The sequence below is a fragment of the Clostridium acetobutylicum ATCC 824 genome, assembly GCF_000008765.1.
GTDB lineage: Bacteria > Bacillota > Clostridia > Clostridiales > Clostridiaceae > Clostridium_S > Clostridium_S acetobutylicum.
In genome coordinates this window covers 3,220,183-3,241,325 of record NC_003030.1, presented here as the reverse complement: position 1 = coordinate 3,241,325, position 21,143 = coordinate 3,220,183, and the positions used below count along the sequence as shown (strand labels likewise).

18 protein-coding genes and 1 riboswitch are annotated in these 21,143 nt (G+C 31.2%); of the genes, 13 read left to right on the top strand and 5 right to left on the bottom strand.

Features of this window, described 5'->3' with window-relative positions; translation table 11 throughout:
• Positions 1-255 precede the first annotated feature (255 nt).
• Complete coding sequence (gene ptsP / locus CA_RS15860; RefSeq protein WP_010966368.1) at positions 256-1,875, top strand: phosphoenolpyruvate--protein phosphotransferase; 1,620 nt, start codon at positions 256-258, stop codon at positions 1,873-1,875.
• 127 nt (positions 1,876-2,002) lie between these two features.
• Here the strand turns inward: ptsP and CA_RS15855 are convergent, their stop codons facing one another.
• Positions 2,003-3,499: an Ig-like domain-containing protein gene (locus CA_RS15855; RefSeq protein WP_010966367.1), complete on the bottom strand. Its 1,497-nt coding sequence runs from the start codon at positions 3,497-3,499 to the stop codon at positions 2,003-2,005.
• A gap of 20 nt (positions 3,500-3,519) precedes the next feature.
• Positions 3,520-5,604, bottom strand: a complete 2,085-nt coding sequence (locus CA_RS15850) for an Ig-like domain-containing protein (RefSeq protein WP_010966366.1) — start codon at positions 5,602-5,604, stop codon at positions 3,520-3,522.
• Positions 5,605-5,864: 260 nt separating this feature from the next.
• On the opposite strand from CA_RS15850, the gene CA_RS15845 reads away from it, so the two are divergent.
• The 3 genes from CA_RS15845 (at position 5,865) to CA_RS15835 (ending at position 8,419) form a co-directional block, all read left to right on the top strand.
• The gene (locus CA_RS15845) at positions 5,865-7,103 is read left to right on the top strand and encodes a tetratricopeptide repeat protein (RefSeq protein ID WP_010966365.1); all 1,239 of its coding nucleotides are present in this window, start codon (positions 5,865-5,867) and stop codon (positions 7,101-7,103) included.
• A gap of 136 nt (positions 7,104-7,239) precedes the next feature.
• A complete protein-coding gene (gene trxA / locus CA_RS15840; RefSeq protein WP_010966364.1) occupies positions 7,240-7,557 on the top strand; it encodes a thioredoxin in 318 nt (105 codons plus the stop codon).
• Positions 7,558-7,561: 4 nt separating this feature from the next.
• The gene (locus CA_RS15835; protein ID WP_010966363.1) at positions 7,562-8,419 is read left to right on the top strand and encodes an NAD(P)/FAD-dependent oxidoreductase; all 858 of its coding nucleotides are present in this window, start codon (positions 7,562-7,564) and stop codon (positions 8,417-8,419) included.
• A 107-nt stretch (positions 8,420-8,526) separates the two neighbouring features.
• Here the strand turns inward: CA_RS15835 and CA_RS15830 are convergent, their stop codons facing one another.
• Positions 8,527-9,111, bottom strand: coding sequence for a cell wall hydrolase (locus tag CA_RS15830; protein ID WP_010966362.1), 585 nt, complete (start codon positions 9,109-9,111; stop codon positions 8,527-8,529).
• A gap of 3 nt (positions 9,112-9,114) precedes the next feature.
• Positions 9,115-9,236: riboswitch (cyclic di-AMP (ydaO/yuaA leader) on the bottom strand.
• 82 nt (positions 9,237-9,318) lie between these two features.
• Positions 9,319-10,281 carry a hypothetical protein gene (locus tag CA_RS15825; RefSeq protein WP_010966361.1) on the bottom strand — a complete coding sequence of 321 codons (963 nt, stop codon included), beginning with the start codon at positions 10,279-10,281 and terminating at the stop codon, positions 9,319-9,321.
• A 171-nt stretch (positions 10,282-10,452) separates the two neighbouring features.
• On the opposite strand from CA_RS15825, the gene cdaA reads away from it, so the two are divergent.
• From cdaA to buk, 5 genes are all read left to right on the top strand, one after another.
• On the top strand, positions 10,453-11,298 hold the full coding sequence (gene cdaA, locus CA_RS15820; RefSeq protein ID WP_010966360.1) for a diadenylate cyclase CdaA: 846 nt from the start codon (positions 10,453-10,455) through the stop codon (positions 11,296-11,298).
• Complete coding sequence (locus CA_RS15815; RefSeq protein WP_010966359.1) at positions 11,271-12,482, top strand: CdaR family protein; 1,212 nt, start codon at positions 11,271-11,273, stop codon at positions 12,480-12,482. Before cdaA ends, CA_RS15815 begins: the two co-directional genes overlap by 28 nt.
• A 15-nt stretch (positions 12,483-12,497) precedes the next feature.
• The gene (locus CA_RS15810) at positions 12,498-14,120 is read left to right on the top strand and encodes an NAD(P)/FAD-dependent oxidoreductase (protein ID WP_010966358.1); all 1,623 of its coding nucleotides are present in this window, start codon (positions 12,498-12,500) and stop codon (positions 14,118-14,120) included.
• 108 nt (positions 14,121-14,228) lie between these two features.
• Positions 14,229-15,134, top strand: coding sequence for a phosphate butyryltransferase (gene ptb, locus CA_RS15805; protein ID WP_010966357.1), 906 nt, complete (start codon positions 14,229-14,231; stop codon positions 15,132-15,134).
• Between the two features lie 27 nt (positions 15,135-15,161).
• Positions 15,162-16,229, top strand: coding sequence for a butyrate kinase (buk, locus tag CA_RS15800; RefSeq protein WP_010966356.1), 1,068 nt, complete (start codon positions 15,162-15,164; stop codon positions 16,227-16,229).
• A gap of 80 nt (positions 16,230-16,309) precedes the next feature.
• Here buk and CA_RS15795 read toward each other — a convergent pair whose 3' ends face one another.
• Positions 16,310-16,795, bottom strand: a complete 486-nt coding sequence (locus CA_RS15795) for a VanZ family protein (RefSeq protein WP_010966355.1) — start codon at positions 16,793-16,795, stop codon at positions 16,310-16,312.
• Between the two features lie 293 nt (positions 16,796-17,088).
• Here CA_RS15795 and CA_RS15790 point away from each other — a divergent pair, with 293 nt between their 5' ends.
• From CA_RS15790 to CA_RS15775, 4 genes are read left to right on the top strand one after another with little or no spacing between them, the layout of a single operon-like run.
• Positions 17,089-17,757 (top strand): sugar transferase, encoded by a 669-nt coding sequence (locus CA_RS15790; protein WP_010966354.1) that lies wholly within the window; start codon positions 17,089-17,091, stop codon positions 17,755-17,757.
• 11 nt (positions 17,758-17,768) lie between these two features.
• Positions 17,769-18,821: a mannose-1-phosphate guanylyltransferase gene (locus tag CA_RS15785; protein WP_010966353.1), complete on the top strand. Its 1,053-nt coding sequence runs from the start codon at positions 17,769-17,771 to the stop codon at positions 18,819-18,821.
• Positions 18,822-18,842: 21 nt separating this feature from the next.
• Positions 18,843-19,961, top strand: coding sequence for a glycosyltransferase family 4 protein (locus CA_RS15780; RefSeq protein ID WP_010966352.1), 1,119 nt, complete (start codon positions 18,843-18,845; stop codon positions 19,959-19,961).
• Positions 19,961-21,073, top strand: a complete 1,113-nt coding sequence (locus CA_RS15775; protein ID WP_010966351.1) for a glycosyltransferase family 4 protein — start codon at positions 19,961-19,963, stop codon at positions 21,071-21,073. Before CA_RS15780 ends, CA_RS15775 begins: the two co-directional genes overlap by 1 nt.
• The last annotated feature ends 70 nt before the right edge of the window (positions 21,074-21,143 follow it).

Genomic DNA, 21,143 nt, shown 5'->3' with positions numbered 1-21,143 from the left:
ATAAAATATATATGATAAAAAGTATCAAGTTGTGAAAATTAAATTCGACATAAATAAGTTAAATATATATAGGTATAATTTACATAGACATAAAAAATAGCATGTCTGAATACCTTTAATATAGGCGATGCTTTAAGGTTTTGTGTTAAAGCTTAATTAATTAAAAAAAATGTAATATAGTAATTTGATCAAGTTGGCATGATAATTGCTATATATATTTATACAATAATGAATGTATTTGATAGGAGGATAACAATGATAAAAAAAGGAATATCTGCCTCAAAAGGATATGCTATAGGACATGTTTTTATTAAAGCCGATAATGAAGTTAAAATAGTTGAAAAAAAGATAAGTGATATAGAAAGCGAAAAAGCTAGACTCCAAGGTGCAGTTGAAAAAGCAAGAGAGCAACTCACAAAAATCAAAGAAAAAGCAGAAAAAGATTTAGGTGCTGATAAAGCAGCAGTATTTGAAAGTCATATGATGTTTCTTGATGATCCAGATTTTATTGGTTCAGCAGAAAATATAATCTCAGACGAAATGATTAATGCTGAAAAAGCACTTGAAAACGTAATGAAAAATTATGTAGCAATCTTTGAAGGCATTGAAGATGAATATGTAAAAGAGAGAATTGCAGATGTAAAGGATGTTGGAAATAGAGTTTTACAAAACCTTGCAGGAAACGATATGACTTCTCTTGCAGATGTAGATAATAACACAGTTGTAGTTGCACATGATTTAACACCATCAGATACAGCTCAACTTGATAAAAATAGAGTAATAGGTTTCTTAACAAATATAGGTGGAAGAACTTCACACAGTGCTATAATGGCAAGAACACTTGAAATACCAGCTGTTGTTGGTCTTCAAGACATAGTAGAAAGTGTTAAGAACGGAGATACAATAGTAGTAGATGGAGCAGAAGGGATTGCTATAATAAATCCTGATGAAGCTACATTAAAAGAGTATGAAGCTAAAAAAGCAGAATATGAAAAGAAACAAGAAAAATTAAGAGAACTAATAAATGTTGAAACAAGAACTAAAGAAGGAAAAAGAGTTGAAGTTTGCGGTAATATAGGAAAGGCTAAAGACGTAGAGGCTGTTCTTCAAAACGGTGGAGATGGAGTAGGTCTTTTCAGAACAGAATTCTTATACATGGATAGAGATCAAATGCCTACAGAAGATGAGCAATTTGAAGCTTATAAAGCTGTAGTAGAAAAAATGGGCGAAAAACCAGTTGTAATTAGAACTTTAGATATAGGTGGAGATAAAAAGCTTCCATACTTACCTCTTCCAGAAGAAATGAATCCATTCCTTGGATACAGAGCTATAAGACTTTGCCTTGGAAGAAAGGATATCTTCAAAATTCAATTAAGAGCGCTTTTAAGAGCTTCTGTATATGGAAACTTAAAAATAATGTTCCCTATGATATCTTCACTTGAAGAATTCTTAAGTGCTAAAGAAGTTCTTAAAGAATGTATGGGCGAACTTGATAAAGAAGGAAAGAAATACAACGCTAAACTTGAAACAGGAATCATGGTTGAAATCCCAGCAGCTGCTGTTAATTCAGAAGAACTTGCGAAATATGTTGATTTCTTTAGTATAGGAACTAACGATCTTATACAATACACTTTGGCAGCAGATAGAATGAATGAGAAGGTTTCATACCTTTACAATCCAATGCACCCTGCTGTACTTAAATTAATCAAAATGACAATTCAATCTGCACACAAAGAAGGAAAATGGTGTGGAATGTGCGGAGAAATGGCTGGAGATGAAAAAGCAATACCAACTCTAGTAGAGTATGGCTTGGATGAATTCTCAATGAGTGCATCTTCAATCTTAACAGCTAAAGAATTGATAATGAAAGCCTAAAAAAATCATTTTATATAAAGTTTTTTGCATTATATTTTGCAAGGAGTATTTATGGAGATTTTTATAATCTCTGTAGATACTCTATTTTTTATACAAAAATAAGCCCCGAAGGGCTTTGATTATTATATTACTGAACTTGAGAATCTGTTATATTATTAAATAAAATATAATCTTTTCTAGCAGGTGAAAAATCATCTGCAGGAACATTGAATATATAGTAAGATTGAAGAGTTTGGTTATTTGATCTAAGATCATACCAATTGTTAAAGTTATTAACTTCACTTGCAGTTAAAGAATATTTTCTTATAGTTGAATTTTTCATTAGTAAAGTTAAAGTATTGTTTCTTTCTTCTACAGGAACATCGTCGGAAATAATTTCAAAAGATTCTATGGTAGTAAAGTATACAGTACGTCTTATAACAGATGAGGAGGCATCTACTGGTAAGTTAAATGTGTAAGAGTCAGAGAAAGTACCGCCATTTGCCCTAAGATTGTACCAATTTGTGAATTTAGTGAATTCATCTTTTGTTATAGTATACTGTCTTGTAGTTGAGTCCTGCATAAATATAGTTAAATTAACAGTATTATTTTCTACGGTAACATTGCAGGAAGCTGTTTTACCATTATCAGTAGTAGCAGTAACAGTAACAGTTCCAGGTTTTACAGCTGTAATTTTACCAGAAGCATCAACAGTAGCAATTGAAGGATCACTTGAAGTCCAGGTTACATTTTTATCTACTGCATCAGTAGGTGTAATAGTAGCAGTTAAAGTATCATTAGCACCCACAGTTAAATTATCAGTAGTTTTGTTTAGTGATATTGTAGTGTTGGAATCTTTTACATTAACCGCACAAGAAGAGGTTAAATTGCTACCATCATTAGTAGTGGCAGTAATAATAGCTGAGCCGGCTTTTACAGCTGTAACTTTACCAAAAGTATCAACATTGGCAATTGAAGGATCACTTGAGGTCCAAGTTAGTGATTTATCAGGAGCGTTATCTGGAACTACTACTTGTGATAAAGTATCAGTTTGTCCAACGGTTAATGTTTCTGATGTTTTATTTAAGGTTAAATTTTTGTCTAGTTGAATTAGATAACCAGAATCATCTATATCGAATGCATCCAGTGTAGAATTATTTCCTAAATCAATTTGTACAACATGAACACCTTCAGTTAAATTATTTTCTTGAAATCCTAAAGCTTGAGGTATTAGAGAGCCTTTTATTTGATCAAATTGACCTATTTTTGTACCATCAACAGTTACAAAGTTAGAATTACTTCTATCTGGATTATAACTCATTAAAATTCTAAATTTAGAACCGTAAAATTTAATTAGTGCAGTTCCAATACCATATTTTGTTGAACCATTGTAATATACATTAGATGGGTAATCATTAAATGATCCTTTAAATAACATTTTTGGATTAGTATCGTCATATCTTGCCCAACCTACTTCTGGATGAAATAGTTGATTTCCAACTTTAGCGCTATTTACAGCAGTACCATTTAGATTAGAGGTACCTATTTCAATAGCGTCACTATTATTAGTAGCGAAAACATTTGTGAAGCAACCTAAAATTACAATTAAAAAGACTAAAAAGAAGACTTTTATTCTTTTATTCATAGTTTTCCTCCTGTATTTTTTTACTGAACTTGAGAATCTGTTATATTATTAAATAAAACATAATCTTTTCTAGCAGGTGAAAAATCATCTGCAGGAACATTGAATATATAGTAAGATTGAAGAGTTTGATTATTTGATCTAAGATCATACCAATTGTTAAAGTTATTAACTTCACTTGTAGTTAAAGAATATTTTCTTATAGTTGAATTTTTCATTAATAAAGTTAAAGTAGTGTTTCTTTCTTCTACAGGAACATCGTCGGAAATAATTTCAAAAGATTCTATGGTAGTAAAGTATACAGTACGTCTTATAACAGATGAGGAGGCATCTACTGGTAAGTTAAATGTGTAAGAGTCAGAGAAAGTACCACCATTTGCTCTAAGATTGTACCAATTTGTGAATTTAGTGAATTCATCTTTTGTTATAGTATATTGTCTTGTAGTTGAGTCCTGCATAAATAGAGTTAAATTAACAGTATTATTTTCTACGGTAACATTGCAGGAAGCTGTTTTACCATTATCAGTAGTAGCAGTAACAGTAACAGTTCCAGGTTTTACAGCTGTAATTTTACCAGAAGCATCAACAGTAGCAATTGAAGGATCACTTGAGGTCCAGGTTACATTTTTATCTACTGCATCAGTAGGTGTAATAGTAGCAGTTAAAGTATCATTAGCACCCACAGTTAAATTATCAGTAGTTTTATTTAGTGCAATATTTGTAGCATTATCAACAGATACCTTTTGATGAGTTACTTCTGATATATTTCCAGCTTTATCTATTGCTGCAATGTGGACATAAAAATCATTTTTATATGAATTATTCAAAGTATAATTTGTTGAAGTTGTAGTAATTGTATTACTAGGGATTGTATCAGAATTTTGATCCACTACAATAGAATAACCGGCTATACCAGTTGTAACAGTTCCCGTTTTTGTATCTGAATCTACTTTTGTCCCATCATTTTTTCCTGTTGCTTCAACATAATAATCATAAGTACTTCCGTTGTCTGTAGATGAATAATTTAGGGAAATTTGATTTTTGAAAGTATCGTTAGTTACGGAATTTATAACAGGTTTACTTGGTGCATCTACATCTTGGCCTTTATGATCATCCCAAGAAGTTTGATCTGTTACTTGTGCTAGATAAAATAAGGTATTTGCAAGTAATTTTTGTTCATCAGAGGTTGCTTGTCCGTTCGAATGTCCTGTTTGTATAACTCCTGTATTATTCCAAGTACTTAAATAGAAGTTTCCAGGATTAATCATGTCATCAGCAGTATAAGATTTATGAGTGAATCTTACCCAAATATCTCCGTATGATATTTGAGAATTATGTGTTACAGGTACAGATAAGTTGTTACCAATTTTCCAAGGAAAATTCACTAACAAACCTGTTTTTACTGTAGTAAGATTAGACGTTGTAGAACCAGGTGACAAAATTGTTCTACCATCACCAACTGCTGCACCTGTATATAACTTAGCATCTGATGGGAATTTTACGTTTGCGTAATTGTCTAGATTTGAATAATTTTGATTTATGCTGTCATGTCCAAAAAGAACACCTTTGCCGCTTTTTATAAATGATTCAACTACAGCTTCCGAAGTCGCATTTAAGCCTTCAGAATTATTACTATCCCATGAACCAAGCATAATAACATCATACTCATTTCCATTACTATCTTTTATATTAGGATTAGAGTTAAAAGTACTTAGCGGGATTTCATCAACTTTTATAATTCCTTTTCCATATCCGTTTATATCGTCTGTATTAGAAGTTTCCATCCACCCCTTAAGGTTGTTTCCTAAGTCCGGATAAATATTTAATACATGAATTTTATCTGTATTTGTACCTTTACAAGGGATAGTTTGAAATTGTGTGTCGGTTGATTTTTTGGAATACAGCTTATAGGAATAATCTTGAGACGCACCAGACATATTCCATTTTAAATCATTGTAATTTCCTTCATTATTAGGTGTGACGGTTAAATCTAGTTGAGGTGTACTTGCTGGTGTTGTAGTATCAGCAGAAACGTTATTAGTAGTTGTTGTAAATGAAAAAACAAATGCAGCTATTATTAAGGTACTAAAAATTCGTTTTGTTTTCATGAAATCACCCTTTACTTTTAATTTTTTGTAATACAACAGAATGTAACACATATTTTATTATATATGTAATAAAAATGAAATTCAAACATAAAATTACCATAATATACATAAATATAGGGATAGTGCCAAATAACCGCTTTTTACTAATAAAATATAGAATGGTTTTAGTTAATTTTAATTACACTGTAAACATATTTTGTATTGCCACGATAAACAATAGTATATATACTAGAATACATAAGGCAAAAAGGTGATATTAAATGGATAAATCGAAAAAAATTTACAAAAAAGCTCTTTTAAGTTTTGAAAAAGGACATATAGATAAAGCAATTCAATTGTGTGAAGAATGCATATCAATGGATATAAATAATAGTGCGGCATTGGATCTTAAGGGAATGCTGTGCTATTTTAAGGGCAATTTAAATGAAGCTAAGACAGTGTGGAAGCTTAATGTGAATGCTAATAGAGATGTATCGGCAAAAAAATATTTAGAAGATACAATAGAAGATGAGGCGAGGTTAAATTACTATATAATAGCACTTAAACGTATAAAAAATGTAGAAATAAAAGAAGCCTTGGAACTTTTAGATAAGTGTTCAGAGAGCTCATATAATTGTATAAATGTTGATAATCATAAGGCTATTTGCTATATAAGGCAGGGAAGATATCAGAAAGCCATTGAAAGCATTGAAAAGGTGCTTAAAGTTGATGCAAATAACGAAATGGCACTTAAAAGCAGAAAAGAATTAATAGATTTAGGTGTTATAAAAGGTGCTTTTAATATGAAAAAGGTATATAAGCCTGCGGCAGCTATTGTTGTAATACTTCTTTTGGTGTTAGGTACCGTTGAAATAAAAAACTATATTAAAAATAATAGAACCCAGACTAAAAAGACTATAATGAAAAAAACAGCCCCAAATAAAACTGTTAAAAAGGAAGTTAAGAAGCCAGTTGAAAAACCTAAAGTACCAAAAAAGGAAGAGGTATTTAATACTGAAGAGCTTCAGACGGCAGTGAACAATAAGGATTTTAACAAGATTTATGATTACGAGGAAAAGTGGAAGGATAATAAAAATATTAAAGTTAATGATAAGATTTTGTTATCTAAGGCAATGGATATGCTTCTAGGTGATGGAGTTCAATATTTTTATAAGGCAGGTACAGACCTTATAAAAAACAAGAATTATGAGGGGGCGAAGGACAATCTTTTAAAAGCATATAAATATGGAGAAAAAAACTATCTTTATTCTGATATAATTTATTTTATTGCAGAAACCTATAAAAATACTAATGATGCTGAAAGTGCAATGAATTATTACAGTATGTATGATCAAAAATTTGAAAAGGGAAGTTATGAGGAAACTGTTCTTTATAATTTAGCTATTATGAATAAGGATGTAAATATTGACGTTGCAAAAAAATATGCTGAGAAGCTTTCAAATAATTACCCTAAATCAATTTATAATAACTCCAATATATCTGCTATAATTAATAAATAAGATAAATGCCTAGAAAAAATTTATATTATAAGGTTTATGTGCTTATAATATAGATAAATAAAAGATTGACATTATTTTGAGGCATGATAAAATATAAGTACACTATACCCTATAGGGGTATAAAGGAGGAGTAATAATGGTAAAAGAAATTAATGAGTCTATTTTTGATGAAGAAATAAAAACTTCAGGAGAGCCTGTAATAGTTGATTTTTGGGCTCCATGGTGCGGACCTTGCAAAATGCTTGGACCTATAATTGATGAATTATCTGAAGATCTTGATGGTAAAGCAAAATTTACAAAGGTTAATGTAGATGAGAATCCTGGAATAGCAAGTAAGTTTGGAATAGCAAGTATACCTACAGTTATGATATTTAAAGATGGAAATCCTGTTGAAACTTTAGTAGGTTTTAGACCTAAGCAATCAATCACAGCTTCTATAGAAAAGCACATGTAATAAGATGGAAAGATATGATATTGCTATAATCGGAAGTGGACCTGCTGGTTTAGCTTCCGCAATAAATGCAAAAACAAGAAATAAAAGTGTTATTGTTTTTGGCAGCAGTGATTTAAGTAAAAAATTAACCTTGGCGCCTGTAATAAATAATTATCTCGGATTTTATGGGATAAGAGGAGCTGAGCTTCAGGAAAAGTTTAAAGAGCATATAGATAATATGGGTATACAAATAGAAAATGTTAAAGTTAATAACATATATGCAATGGGAGAGTATTTTTCTATAATGACCAGCAAAGATACTTATGAAGCATCAAAAGTTATACTTGCCATGGGAATGGAGCATACAAAACCACTAAAAGGTGAAGATAAATTTTTGGGAAGAGGAGTTGGCTATTGTGCCACTTGTGATGCTCCTTTATACAAAGGTAAAATTGTAACCATAGTGGGGTATAATAAGGAAGCCGAAAGTGAAGCTAACTATTTAGCTGAACTAGCTTCAAAGGTATACTATGTTCCAAGGTATAAGGATGAATATCAGCTAGTTTCTGCAGTAGAGATTGTTAAGGATGTTCCTGTTGAAATTGTTGGCGACAAAAAAGTGGAAAAGCTTAAATTAAAATCAAGAGAACTTGAAACTGATGGAGTTTTTGTACTTAAGGATAGCGCGCCTCCAGAGCAGCTTGTCCCTGGTCTTTATGTTGAAGATGGACATATAAAGGTAAATAGAAAAATGGAGACTAATATTGATGGCTGTTATGCTGCAGGTGACTGTACAGGAAAGCCTTATCAATATATGAAGGCAGTTGGAGAAGGACAAGTAGCAGCACTTAATGCTGTGGAAAAATTATATACAAAAGCATAAGGATGATTTTTTTCATTTTACTGCTGAAGGCCTACTGAAAGGTTTTTGCAGTAAAGTGAAAGAAAAATCACCCTTATTTTTTTAGATATAAGATATACCTATATCAGCTATTCTTTATATGTTTTAAAAAATACATGGTTGCCTATAACTTTTACGTTTTCTTTTTGTATGTTATTCATCCATGAGGATGTTGATATTCTTGGGTTATAAAAATACATGGCTTTAGGTGTAGGATCCTTACCATGTAAAGCATCCATAACTGCATTGTAACATTCTTGATTTGGTGTTACCTCTATTTTACCATCTCTAATACATGAAAATGCATATTTTTGTTTAATTACATCACCTATGGATTTTGGAAACTCAGGATTTTGAAGCCTATTCAAAATTACTGAGGCTACAGCAACCTTCCCCTCATATGGTTCTGAACAGCTTTCAGCATATACCACCTGTGCCATTAAATTAATATCATTATTGGTGATATAAATAGAATTGCCATCTGGATTGAAGACTTGAACAGAATCTACTTTTTCATCATATAAGTTTTTCTCAACTTTATCATCTTTTACAATAGATAAAGGATTATAAGGTATTCCCTCCTTTGGTTTTAAAAGAATTTGTGCACTGCAGGTATTAGGTAGGCAGCACCAACTTAAAGTGAATAATATAATAGCCCAAATAAATTTTTTCATTAATCTTCCTCCTTTTATTCTACGAGGTTAGCTGACGGATTCGGTAAAGGCACAAACCTACGCATATATTATGCGATTCACCCCAAAAATTGGTTTCCCCGTTTTTAAAATTTAGGCTAATGATATTATGCACAAGATTATGAAAAAAATTCATTTAAATATAAAAAATCTAAAAGCATTGAAATTAGTCCTATAAGAGGTAAATTATTATTTAAATAGCTTGTTAAATTCCTTAAGATCCTCTTCTGTTTTGCTAAATTTGTATTCGGAATCACTATATAATTTATTTATTTCAGAAGTTGATAAGTAGGTATCAGATGAATTTTCTTCGTATGTTAAAGCAGGTACAAAAGAATTTATGTAAGATTTATAATCATTTACTGTCTTTTTTAGTGCACAGAAAATTTCAACTTTACTCTGAGGAATTGATAGACAATTTAGGCTCTGTTCAAAGTTATTAAGAGAAGATTCATTTTCTTCTACTTTTCTTAAGGCAGAGGTATATGATATCTTTTTATCCCTAGCATTTTCTGCATAAGAATTAAAATTAGTTACTATGGAATTAAACTGAGATACTAAATTAGGAAAACTTGAATTAAACTCATCTAACTCAGAGGTAGAAACAGCATTGTATTTTTTTAAGGCTTCTTTTTCAGAAAAATAGTGTTTTGAATTATATATAAGAGTTATGAATTTATCTATTTTTAGAAAATCTTTTTTTACACAATTTATTCTGGCGTAATTTTTAAGACAAGAAGTTCTATACTTATCTAAGGCATTAATAGAAGAGGTCAAATTGGGATCATCTGAATTATTTATACATAAAATAAGCTGTTTATAGGCTAAAATATTATCGTTCAAACCTATTTTTAAATCCTGAGTTACATACTTATACTTGTTTACTTGATGTAATTTGCTTAAATTCTTCTGAGTTTTAATAAGAAATGCGATGCTTTTTAAAGCTTGGGTTTTTGTTTTTTCTGTGTCAAAGGTTGGTGAGATGTTGTTTGCGCCGTTAATTGAAACTGCAATTTTATTTAAGGAATTTTCATAATCCCTGTAATAATTTATGATAAATACATTGTAGGTTATAAAGAATACAAGAATGCACGATAATATGGACGTAACCATTAATAGCGCTGTTTTTTTATTAAAAAAGTTTTTCTTCATGTATATCACTCCTTATGTATATAGTTATGTAAAAATCCATATATATATTCTTTTATTTACAAGGGTGGATTGGGCATTTATTAATAAAAAATTATAAATTTAAAATATATAATTTCATTTGCTTAGTGTATAATTAAGTGTGGGATTGTAATACATACGGAGGTGAAAAGTTTGGATATAATAGACATAATAGAGAACTCACTTAAGGGATTAAATATGTGGTCCATAGTTGATATACTAGTTGTTACATATATTTTTTATAAAACCTACAGCATAATAAAAGAAACGAGGGCTATGCAGCTATTAAAGGGTGTACTTTTGATAATTTTACTTATACCTTTAAGTGATATTTTTCATCTTACTATGCTAAATTGGATTCTTCAAAGGACCATAACTATTGGAGTTTTTTCTATGGTAATAATTTTTCAACCTGAAATAAGAAGAGCTCTTGAAAAAATAGGGAGAAGTGCGTTTGTTGAAGGTCACATTCTTCAAGATAAGGATACTGTGGAAAAGATATTAAGTGAAGTTGTTACTAGTGTTAAAAATTTAGCTGAAAGTAAAACTGGAGCTCTTATTATAGTAGAGCAGTCTACGGGATTAGAGGATATAATAGGTACCGGGACGAGGGTAGATGCTAAGGTGTCAGCAGCTTTACTTGAAAATATATTTGTTGTGAATACTCCGCTTCATGATGGAGCTACAATTATAAGAAATGACAGAATAGCAGCAGCAGGATGTTTTTTGCCACTTACTGCAAATAACGATATTAATAAAAAGTTAGGAACAAGGCATAGGGCAGGAATAGGCATATCTGAGAATTCAGATGCTTTAGTTATAATAGTATCAGAGGAGACGGGAAATATATCTTTAGCGATAAATGGAAGATTGACTAGAAATTACACTCCTCAAAAGTTAAAGGATATATTGATGAATATAATAATAAACAGATATACTAAAAAAATTACTTTTTGGGAGAAGGTGAAAGGGTGGAGAAAAAGACTAAACAAGAAATAGTAATTAGAATAATGTGTTTTATAGCGGCATTTTGTTTATGGCTTTACATAAGTAATTACGAAAATCCTATTAAAACTTATAAGATTAAAAATATTCCAGTAACTATAAATAACACAGATGTTTTAAAAGATAACAATCTCGCCCTGGCACCAAATCAAAAATTTCAAATTACTGTAACAATAAAGGGAAATGCGACAGATGTGTATAGAGTTAAGCCTAGTGAGTTTAAAATAGCAGCGGATATAAGCGCTTATGCTGTAAAGAAAGGTGAAAATAAGATTCCAGTAGAGATTGTTAAGTCTCCAGGAAATGTTAGCATAGTTCAGGAAGAAAATATGTGGGTTAATGTAAAAATTGATAAGATTATTAAAAAAAATGTTAGTGTTGTAATCAAAAAGCAGGCAAAAAGCAATTATTTAACAGGAATATATGATGCTTTTCCAACACCATCAAAGGTAAGTGTTTCAGGTGCATCAGAGATAGTTTTAAATGTGGATCATGTTGAGGGAATTGTGGATATTAAAAATGAGGATGAGGATAGTTTTGTATCAAAGGTTAAGCTTGAAGCTGTAGATGCTAAGGGAAATGTAATAGGAAATGTTGCTATAGATAATAAGGAAATTGATGCGACGCTTACAAAAAGAAAGAAGAGTAAAACAGTTGGTATAAATGTAAAGACCACTGGGCAATCACCTAGCGGTGTAAAAATAAAATCTATCACACCAAGCACTAATACTATACAAATAGTAGGTGTAGGTGATAATGTAAATAATCTTTCCTCAATAGATACTGAACCAATAGATTTATCTAAGATTTCAGTAGGAGAGACAGTTCAGGTAAAGCTTATAGTTCCAGAGGGAGTTAGGCTTACAAATTCTAATGACAGTATAAATGTGAGATTAGATACGGACAATACTGTTCAAAAGACCTTTAAGGTGAATATAACTACATCAAATTTAGGTCAAGATTTAAAGGCACAGCTTTCTAATACCACATTAGATGTTGTTGCGTCAGGTTATGGAACAGATATAAATAATGTTAAAGATGGAGATATAAAAGCAAATTTAGATTTGAGTAATTTAGCAGAAGGTAATTACAGCCAAAGTGTAAATGTAACTCTTCCTTCGGGACTTACTAAAGTATCTCAGGATGTTGATAAAGTAAATGTAACTATAACAAAGTAAGGAGAAATAAATAACGTGATAAGAATTAATAATATAATTTTAGATATAGATGAGGATTTAGAAAACTTAAAAAATAAAGCGGCTAAAAAACTTAAGGTGTCCAAAGAATCATTTGAAAGTTTTAAAATATTAAGGGAATCTATAGATGCAAGAAAAAAAGATGTAATAAAATTCAACTATTCTGTTGAGGTTAAATGCAAAAATGAGAGCAAAATAATATCCAAGATTCATGGTAAAGATGCGATTTTGGAAAAGAACAAAGAAGAGGAAAGGTTCCAGTTTGGTAATGAGAAGTTAAAGCATAGACCAATAGTTATTGGTACAGGACCATGCGGTATGTTTGCTGCCCTTACTCTTGCAGAAAATGGTTATGCACCACTTGTGATTGAAAGAGGAGAAAATGTTGAAAAAAGAACGGAGACTGTGGATAACTTTTGGAAAACTGGAGTACTTAATACAGAATCTAATGTTCAATTTGGAGAAGGAGGAGCAGGAACTTTTTCAGATGGTAAGCTTACAACTAGAATTAAGGATCCTAGATGCACGTATGTTTTAGAAGAGTTTATAAAAAGTGGTGCACCTGAGGAGATAGGTTATGTAGGCAAGCCACACATAGGAACAGATATATTAAAAAAAGTTGTTAAGAACATAAGAGAAAGAATAATATCACTAGGTGGGGAAGTGAAATTTAATAGTAAGCTTGAGGACATAATTATAAAAAATGACAGTATAGAGGCTGTGGTTGTAAATGGAGCTGAGATTCCATGTGAGTGTCTTGTGCTTGCTATAGGGCATAGTTCAAGGGATACCTATGAGATGCTTCACAAAAAAGGTATATTTATGGACCCAAAACCTTTTGCAATAGGCGTTAGAATAGAGCATCCACAGGATTTTATAAATGAAAGCCAATATGGAAAGTATAAAAATCATCCAAGACTTAAAGCAGCAGATTATAAATTAACTCATACTACAAAGGATAAAAGAGGGGTATACAGCTTCTGCATGTGCCCGGGTGGTGAAGTGGTTGCGTCTTCTTCAGAGGATGAAAGACTTGTATGCAATGGTATGAGCTATTATAAAAGGGATCTTGAAAATGCAAATGCAGCTCTTGTTGTAACGGTTAATAGTGAAGATTTTAAAGCTTCAAAGGAACTCTATAATAAGGATATAAGCGATAATAGTCCGTTAATAGGCATGGAGTTCCAAAGGTACTATGAACATCTTGCATATTTAGCTGGTGGGGGAAACTACAATGCACCTATTCAGCTTGTTGGGGATTTTATGAAGGATACAGTAAGCAGTAAATTAGGAAGCGTAAAACCATCTTATACTCCAGGATATAAATTTGCGAGCTTATCAGAGTGTTTGCCACCTTATGTAATAGCTGCACTAAAAGAGGGGCTTGTAAATTTTGATAAAAAAATAACAGGATATATGCTCTCTGACGCGGTAATGACTGGAATAGAGACTAGAACATCCGCTCCATTAAAGATAACTAGAAATGAGTCGCTTGAAAGTATTTCACTAAAAGGACTATATCCATCAGGTGAAGGGGCAGGATTTGCAGGAGGCATAATATCAGCGGCTGTGGATGGAGTTAAGTCAGCAGAAAGTATAATGAGAAAATATAAAATATAAATAATTTTCTAAAAAACTTAACTTCATGTGAAAAGTTTGTTAAAATATAAATGAGCACGTTAATCATTTAACATAGATAATTAAATAGTAAAAGGGAGTGTACGACCAGTGATTAAGAGTTTTAATGAAATTATCATGAAGGTAAAGAGCAAAGAAATGAAAAAAGTTGCTGTTGCTGTAGCACAAGACGAGCCAGTACTTGAAGCAGTAAGAGATGCTAAGAAAAATGGTATTGCAGATGCTATTCTTGTTGGAGACCATGACGAAATCGTGTCAATCGCGCTTAAAATAGGAATGGATGTAAATGATTTTGAAATAGTAAACGAGCCTAACGTTAAGAAAGCTGCTTTAAAGGCAGTAGAGCTTGTATCAACTGGAAAAGCTGATATGGTAATGAAGGGACTTGTAAATACAGCAACTTTCTTAAGATCTGTATTAAACAAAGAAGTTGGACTTAGAACAGGAAAAACTATGTCTCACGTTGCAGTATTTGAAACTGAGAAATTTGATAGACTATTATTTTTAACAGATGTTGCTTTCAATACTTATCCTGAATTAAAGGAAAAAATTGATATAGTAAACAATTCAGTTAAGGTTGCACATGCAATAGGAATTGAAAATCCAAAGGTTGCTCCAATTTGTGCAGTTGAGGTTATAAACCCTAAAATGCCATCAACACTTGATGCAGCAATGCTTTCAAAAATGAGTGACAGAGGACAAATTAAAGGTTGTGTAGTTGACGGACCTTTAGCACTTGATATAGCTTTATCAGAAGAAGCAGCACATCATAAGGGAGTAACAGGAGAAGTTGCTGGAAAAGCTGATATCTTCTTAATGCCAAACATAGAAACAGGAAATGTAATGTATAAGACTTTAACATATACAACTGATTCAAAAAATGGAGGAATCTTAGTTGGAACTTCTGCACCAGTTGTTTTAACTTCAAGAGCTGACAGCCATGAAACAAAAATGAACTCTATAGCACTTGCAGCTTTAGTTGCAGGCAATAAATAAATTAAAGTTAAGTGGAGGAATGTTAACATGTATAGATTACTAATAATCAATCCTGGCTCGACCTCAACTAAAATTGGTATTTATGACGATGAAAAAGAGATATTTGAGAAGACTTTAAGACATTCAGCTGAAGAGATAGAAAAATATAACACTATATTTGATCAATTTCAATTCAGAAAGAATGTAATTTTAGATGCGTTAAAAGAAGCAAACATAGAAGTAAGTTCTTTAAATGCTGTAGTTGGAAGAGGCGGACTCTTAAAGCCAATAGTAAGTGGAACTTATGCAGTAAATCAAAAAATGCTTGAAGACCTTAAAGTAGGAGTTCAAGGTCAGCATGCGTCAAATCTTGGTGGAATTATTGCAAATGAAATAGCAAAAGAAATAAATGTTCCAGCATACATAGTTGATCCAGTTGTTGTGGATGAGCTTGATGAAGTTTCAAGAATATCAGGAATGGCTGACATTCCAAGAAAAAGTATATTCCATGCATTAAATCAAAAAGCAGTTGCTAGAAGATATGCAAAAGAAGTTGGAAAAAAATACGAAGATCTTAATTTAATCGTAGTCCACATGGGTGGAGGTACTTCAGTAGGTACTCATAAAGATGGTAGAGTAATAGAAGTTAATAATACACTTGATGGAGAAGGTCCATTCTCACCAGAAAGAAGTGGTGGAGTTCCAATAGGAGATCTTGTAAGATTGTGCTTCAGCAACAAATATACTTATGAAGAAGTAATGAAAAAGATAAACGGCAAAGGCGGAGTTGTTAGTTACTTAAATACTATCGATTTTAAGGCTGTAGTTGATAAAGCTCTTGAAGGAGATAAGAAATGTGCACTTATATATGAAGCTTTCACATTCCAGGTAGCAAAAGAGATAGGAAAATGTTCAACCGTTTTAAAAGGAAATGTAGATGCAATAATCTTAACAGGCGGAATTGCGTACAACGAGCATGTATGTAATGCCATAGAGGATAGAGTAAAATTCATAGCACCTGTAGTTAGATATGGTGGAGAAGATGAACTTCTTGCACTTGCAGAAGGTGGACTTAGAGTTTTAAGAGGAGAAGAAAAAGCTAAGGAATACAAATAATAAAGTCATAAATAATATAATATAACCAGTACCCATGTTTATAAAACTTTTGCCCTATAAACATGGGTATTGTTTTTTTTTTATTTTTTTCTGATAAATTTCTTTAATATAACATAATAAACAAAATAACTAATCCACATGCCAATATTTGCACCAAGAAAATCCACTAAAACATCTGAAACAAGCGATGTTCTTCCTGGAACATATAATTGATGAAATTCATCAAGCACCGCATAAAAAAGACATATAAACCATATGTAAACAACAGCATACCGTCCTTTAAGGCCTAAGCTGAATATAATTATTGTGACAACACAAGCAAGTAAGAAGTATTCAAAGGCATGGGCATTTTTTCTTATAAAGATGTTTATTTTCTCATCTCTCGGGTTTGTTGGAAGCTTAGTGTAGCTTCTTTGATTTTCTCCCTTTAGTTTTCTGTAAAAGTTCCTTAAATCATTTGTTATCCTATAACTTCTATCATTAGATACATTGGCATTTTGAGAGGAGTTATAAAATATAAAGCTAAAGCAAAGAATGCAAAGTAAAATTAAAAAAATTTTTTTCATGTTTTCAAGCCTCCCTATATTCTATAGATTATACCATAAAAGCAATATTGTAAGTGATGAAATTTATGTTAAGACAATTTATGCAGAGTATTTTCGATAAAAATTGATTCTTAGGTAATTAGTGGTATATAACCATATAAATTCATCATATAACAATCTGATACATGAAATTAAAAGGTTATATATACAAATTTTAACGAATTTATCAGAAAAATAATGAAATTTTTAGAGAGTTAGTGTATAATATGTTTTAGAAAGTATTAAATGTTTTTTAATTACAGGGGGGGCATATATTGCAGAATTTAGAATTAGAAGATAAAAAAGTTGTATTTATGCCAGAAGAAAGCCTTGATAAGGGTATTGGGTATTTTATAATAAAAAGAATTATAGATGTATTTGGATCACTTGTAGGAATAATATTCTTAAGTCCTGTTATGCTCATAGTAATTGTTGCAATAAAGTTGGACTCAAAGGGTCCTATTATTTTTTCCCAAAAAAGAGTAGGGCAAAATGGAAGAATATTCAATATGTATAAATTTCGTTCTATGGTTGAAAATGCAGAGAGGCTTTTAGGCAAACTTCAGGATAAAAATGAAATGTCAGGCCCCATGTTTAAAATGAGTGATGATCCAAGAATAACAAAAGTAGGAAGGTTTATAAGAAAAACTAGTTTAGATGAACTCCCTCAGCTCTTTAATGTTTTAAGAGGGCATATGTCGCTTGTAGGACCGAGACCTAACTTACCTAATGAAGTAAAGGAATTTAATGAGTTTCAGAAGAGAAAGTTTATGGTGAAGCCGGGATTAACTTGTTATTGGCAGGTTATGGGCAGAAGCTCTATAGGCTTTGAGGAATGGATTGAGCTTGATTTGAAATATATAAAAGAGAGAAGTACATTTGTTGATTTGAAGCTTATATTCAGAACGTTTTTTTTACTTTTCGGAGACAAAAATGCAATGTAAGGAGGAGTCACATGCTTTGTGCACTAATAATGGCGGGTGGAAAAGGAGAACGTTTTTGGCCGCTATCTACAGATGAAAAGCCAAAACAGTTTTTGAAGCTTTTGAGTGATAAAACCATGATTCAAATGACTGTTGAAAGGCTTGAAAGTTTAATTGATATTGAAAAAATATTTGTGGTAACAGGTGAGAGATATGTTGATATTTTAAGGGAACAGCTTCCGAGGCTTCCTAAAAGAAATATAATAGTTGAACCCGTTGGTAGAAATACAGCACCTTGTATAGCACTTTCTGCTTTTGTAATAAACAAATACTATAAGGATGCTTCTATTGTTGTGCTTCCATCTGATCATTTAATAGTAAACGAGGACAAGCTTCTAGATGCTATAAGGTCGGCTGAGGAGTTCATAGAGAAAAATGATAATTCTATAGTTACCCTTGGAATGGAGCCTACAAGAGCGGAAACAGGATATGGATACATAAAGTCAGGAGAAGTAAAAGAAGAGATAAGTGGTTTTAAGATAAAAAAGGTTGATGAATTTGTAGAAAAGCCGAACAAAGAAAAAGCTGAAGAATATGTTAAAGCCGGAAACTTTCTTTGGAATGGAGGCATGTTTATATGGAAGTGCTCTACAATTTTTAAGTTGACTGAAAAATATTTAAATAAAACCTATAACATATTAAGGAGTATATCTGAAGCTAATGGCGATGAGTTTAATGTATTGCTTAAGAGAGAGTATGTAAAGGTAGATAACATATCAGTTGATTACGGAATAATGGAAAAAGCAGATAGCATATACGTAATTCCTTGTGATTTTGGCTGGGATGATATAGGAACTTGGCATGCTGTTGAAAGATACAGAGATAAGGATGAAGACAATAATGTTTGTGTAGGTGACATTAAAAGTATAGACAGCAAAAATAATATATTGGTTGGAAAGAAAAAACCAATAGTTGTTGTTGGACTTTCAGATGTATTTGTAGTTGAAAGTGATGACATTATTTTTGTTGGTAAAAAGGATGATATTGAGAGAATAAAAGAGATTAAGAAAAAAGTGATAAAATAATCAGATTTGAGGTACGCATTGATGAAGGTTGCACTAGTACATGACTGGCTTACCAATATGGGTGGAGCAGAAAGAGTAATTATAAATTTAAAAGAAATATATAAGGAAGCACCTATATATACTTCCTTATATAATCCAGATAAATTAGATGATGAGTTAAGAAATATTGATGTAAGAACATCATTTCTTCAAAAGCCTAAAAATATTAAAAGAGGGCATCAGAAGTTACTTCCTTTTATGCCAATGGCTTTTGAGAGTTTTGATTTAAATGAGTATGATATTGTTTTGAGTAGTTGTTCTTCTTGTGCTAAGGGAGTAGTTACTAATCCTAATACTATGCATGTTTGTTATTGCCATACACCAATGAGATATGCATGGGAATATTACTATGAATATGCAGATGAGTGGGGACTAAATAAGTTAAAAGGGAAACTTCTTAAATATGTAATGAATTATATAAGACTATGGGATGGTGTTTCATCTAAGAGAGTTGATTATTATATAGCTAATTCTCAAAATGTAGCAAAAAGAATATGGAAACATTATAAGCGAGAAAGTGTTGTTATTCATCCTCCTGTAAGGTGCAAGTTATTCGATATAAGTGATGTTAATGAAGAGTATTTTTTAATAGTGTCTAGGTTAGTTCCATATAAAAGAATAGATTTAGCAGTAGAGGTTTTTAATGAATTAGGTTTACCATTAGTTGTAATAGGCGGTGGAAAAGATTTAGATAGATTAAAGAATATGGCAAAGGATAATATAAAATTCTTAGGAAGACAGTCTGATGAGGTTATTAAAGAGTACTACTCTAAATGCAGGGCTTTTATATTTCCAGGAGAAGAGGATTTTGGTATAACACCTCTTGAAGCTCAGGCAAGTGGAAGGCCGGTTATAGCTTATGGAAAGGGAGGAGCGTTAGAAACTGTAGTTAGTGGAGTTACTGGAGTATTTTTTAAAGAGCAGACAGTTGACTCATTAAAAAGTGCTGTCAATGAATTTGAAAAAATTAATTTTGATAAGAGTGTCATAAGAAGACATGCAGAAGAGTTTGATGAGGAGATATTTAAGAAAAAGATTAGAGAATATTTAAGTAGATCATATGATGAATTTAAAAAATTAAAAAAATGGAAGGTAATATAATGACACAAAATTTAAGAGTAATAATTGATGCGCGTATGGTTAATAAGCATCTACATGGGATTGCTCGATATACTTATGAAATAATAAAACATATGTCATATGAAGATAATGTGGAGATGATACTGCTCGTGAATGATTTAGAAGAAGCAAGTAAAATCTTTGGTCAATTTAATAACATAAAATTTAAAAGGATGAGATCTAAGTTTTTATCTATTTTTGAACAAATTGAATTGCCTATGATTGTTAATAAGTATAAAAATATGGCTATATTTCATTCGCCTTCTTTTGTTGCAAGCCCGTTTATAAAGTGTAAGATGATTATGACAATACATGATTTGAATCATCTAAAATTTCCTCAATATTATACACCTTTTCATAAGTATTATTACAAATACATAGTAAAGAAATGTGCGTTGAAAAGTAAAAAAATATTAACTGTTTCTGAATTTTCTAAGGAGGAAATTTTTAAGTGGATAAAGTGTGATAGGGATAAAATTAAAGTCACGTATAATGGAATTGATCCTAAATTTCATGTGATAAGTGATGCAGAGAAATTAAAAAAAATAAAAGAAAAATATAAGTTGCCAGATAGATTTATTTTATATATCGGTAACTTAAAGCCACATAAAAATGTTGAAACATTAGTAAAAGCTATGAGATTTATTGACGGCAAAGTTAAATTGGTAATTAACGGAACAATAAATAAATCTATAAGTGAGATTTTAGACAAATTTAATTTGCTCGAGAAAGTTAAATTTATAGGTTATGTTAATGAGGATGAATTACCACTACTGTATAATTTGGCTAGCGTTTTTGTGTTTCCATCATTATATGAAGGATTTGGGCTACCACCATTAGAGGCTGCTGTGTGTGGATGTAAAGTTATTATCTCTGATATATCGTCATTGAGTGAAATTATGAGTGATTATGGAGTTAAGGTGAATCCTCTAGATTCAAAAGGAATGGCAAGAGAGATTAAAAAAATATTAGAAAATAGTAGTATAGATATTTGTAATAAAGAAAAAGAAACTTTTGTTCAAAAATATAGTTGGAATAAAACTAGTAGTAAGACATTAGAAATTTACAAAGAAATAAATAAAGAATTTTTGTGAAGACATATTAGACTATTGTATTAATTCCAGTATCAAGTTAAAAAAGAAAGTAATTAGATTATACAGTAAT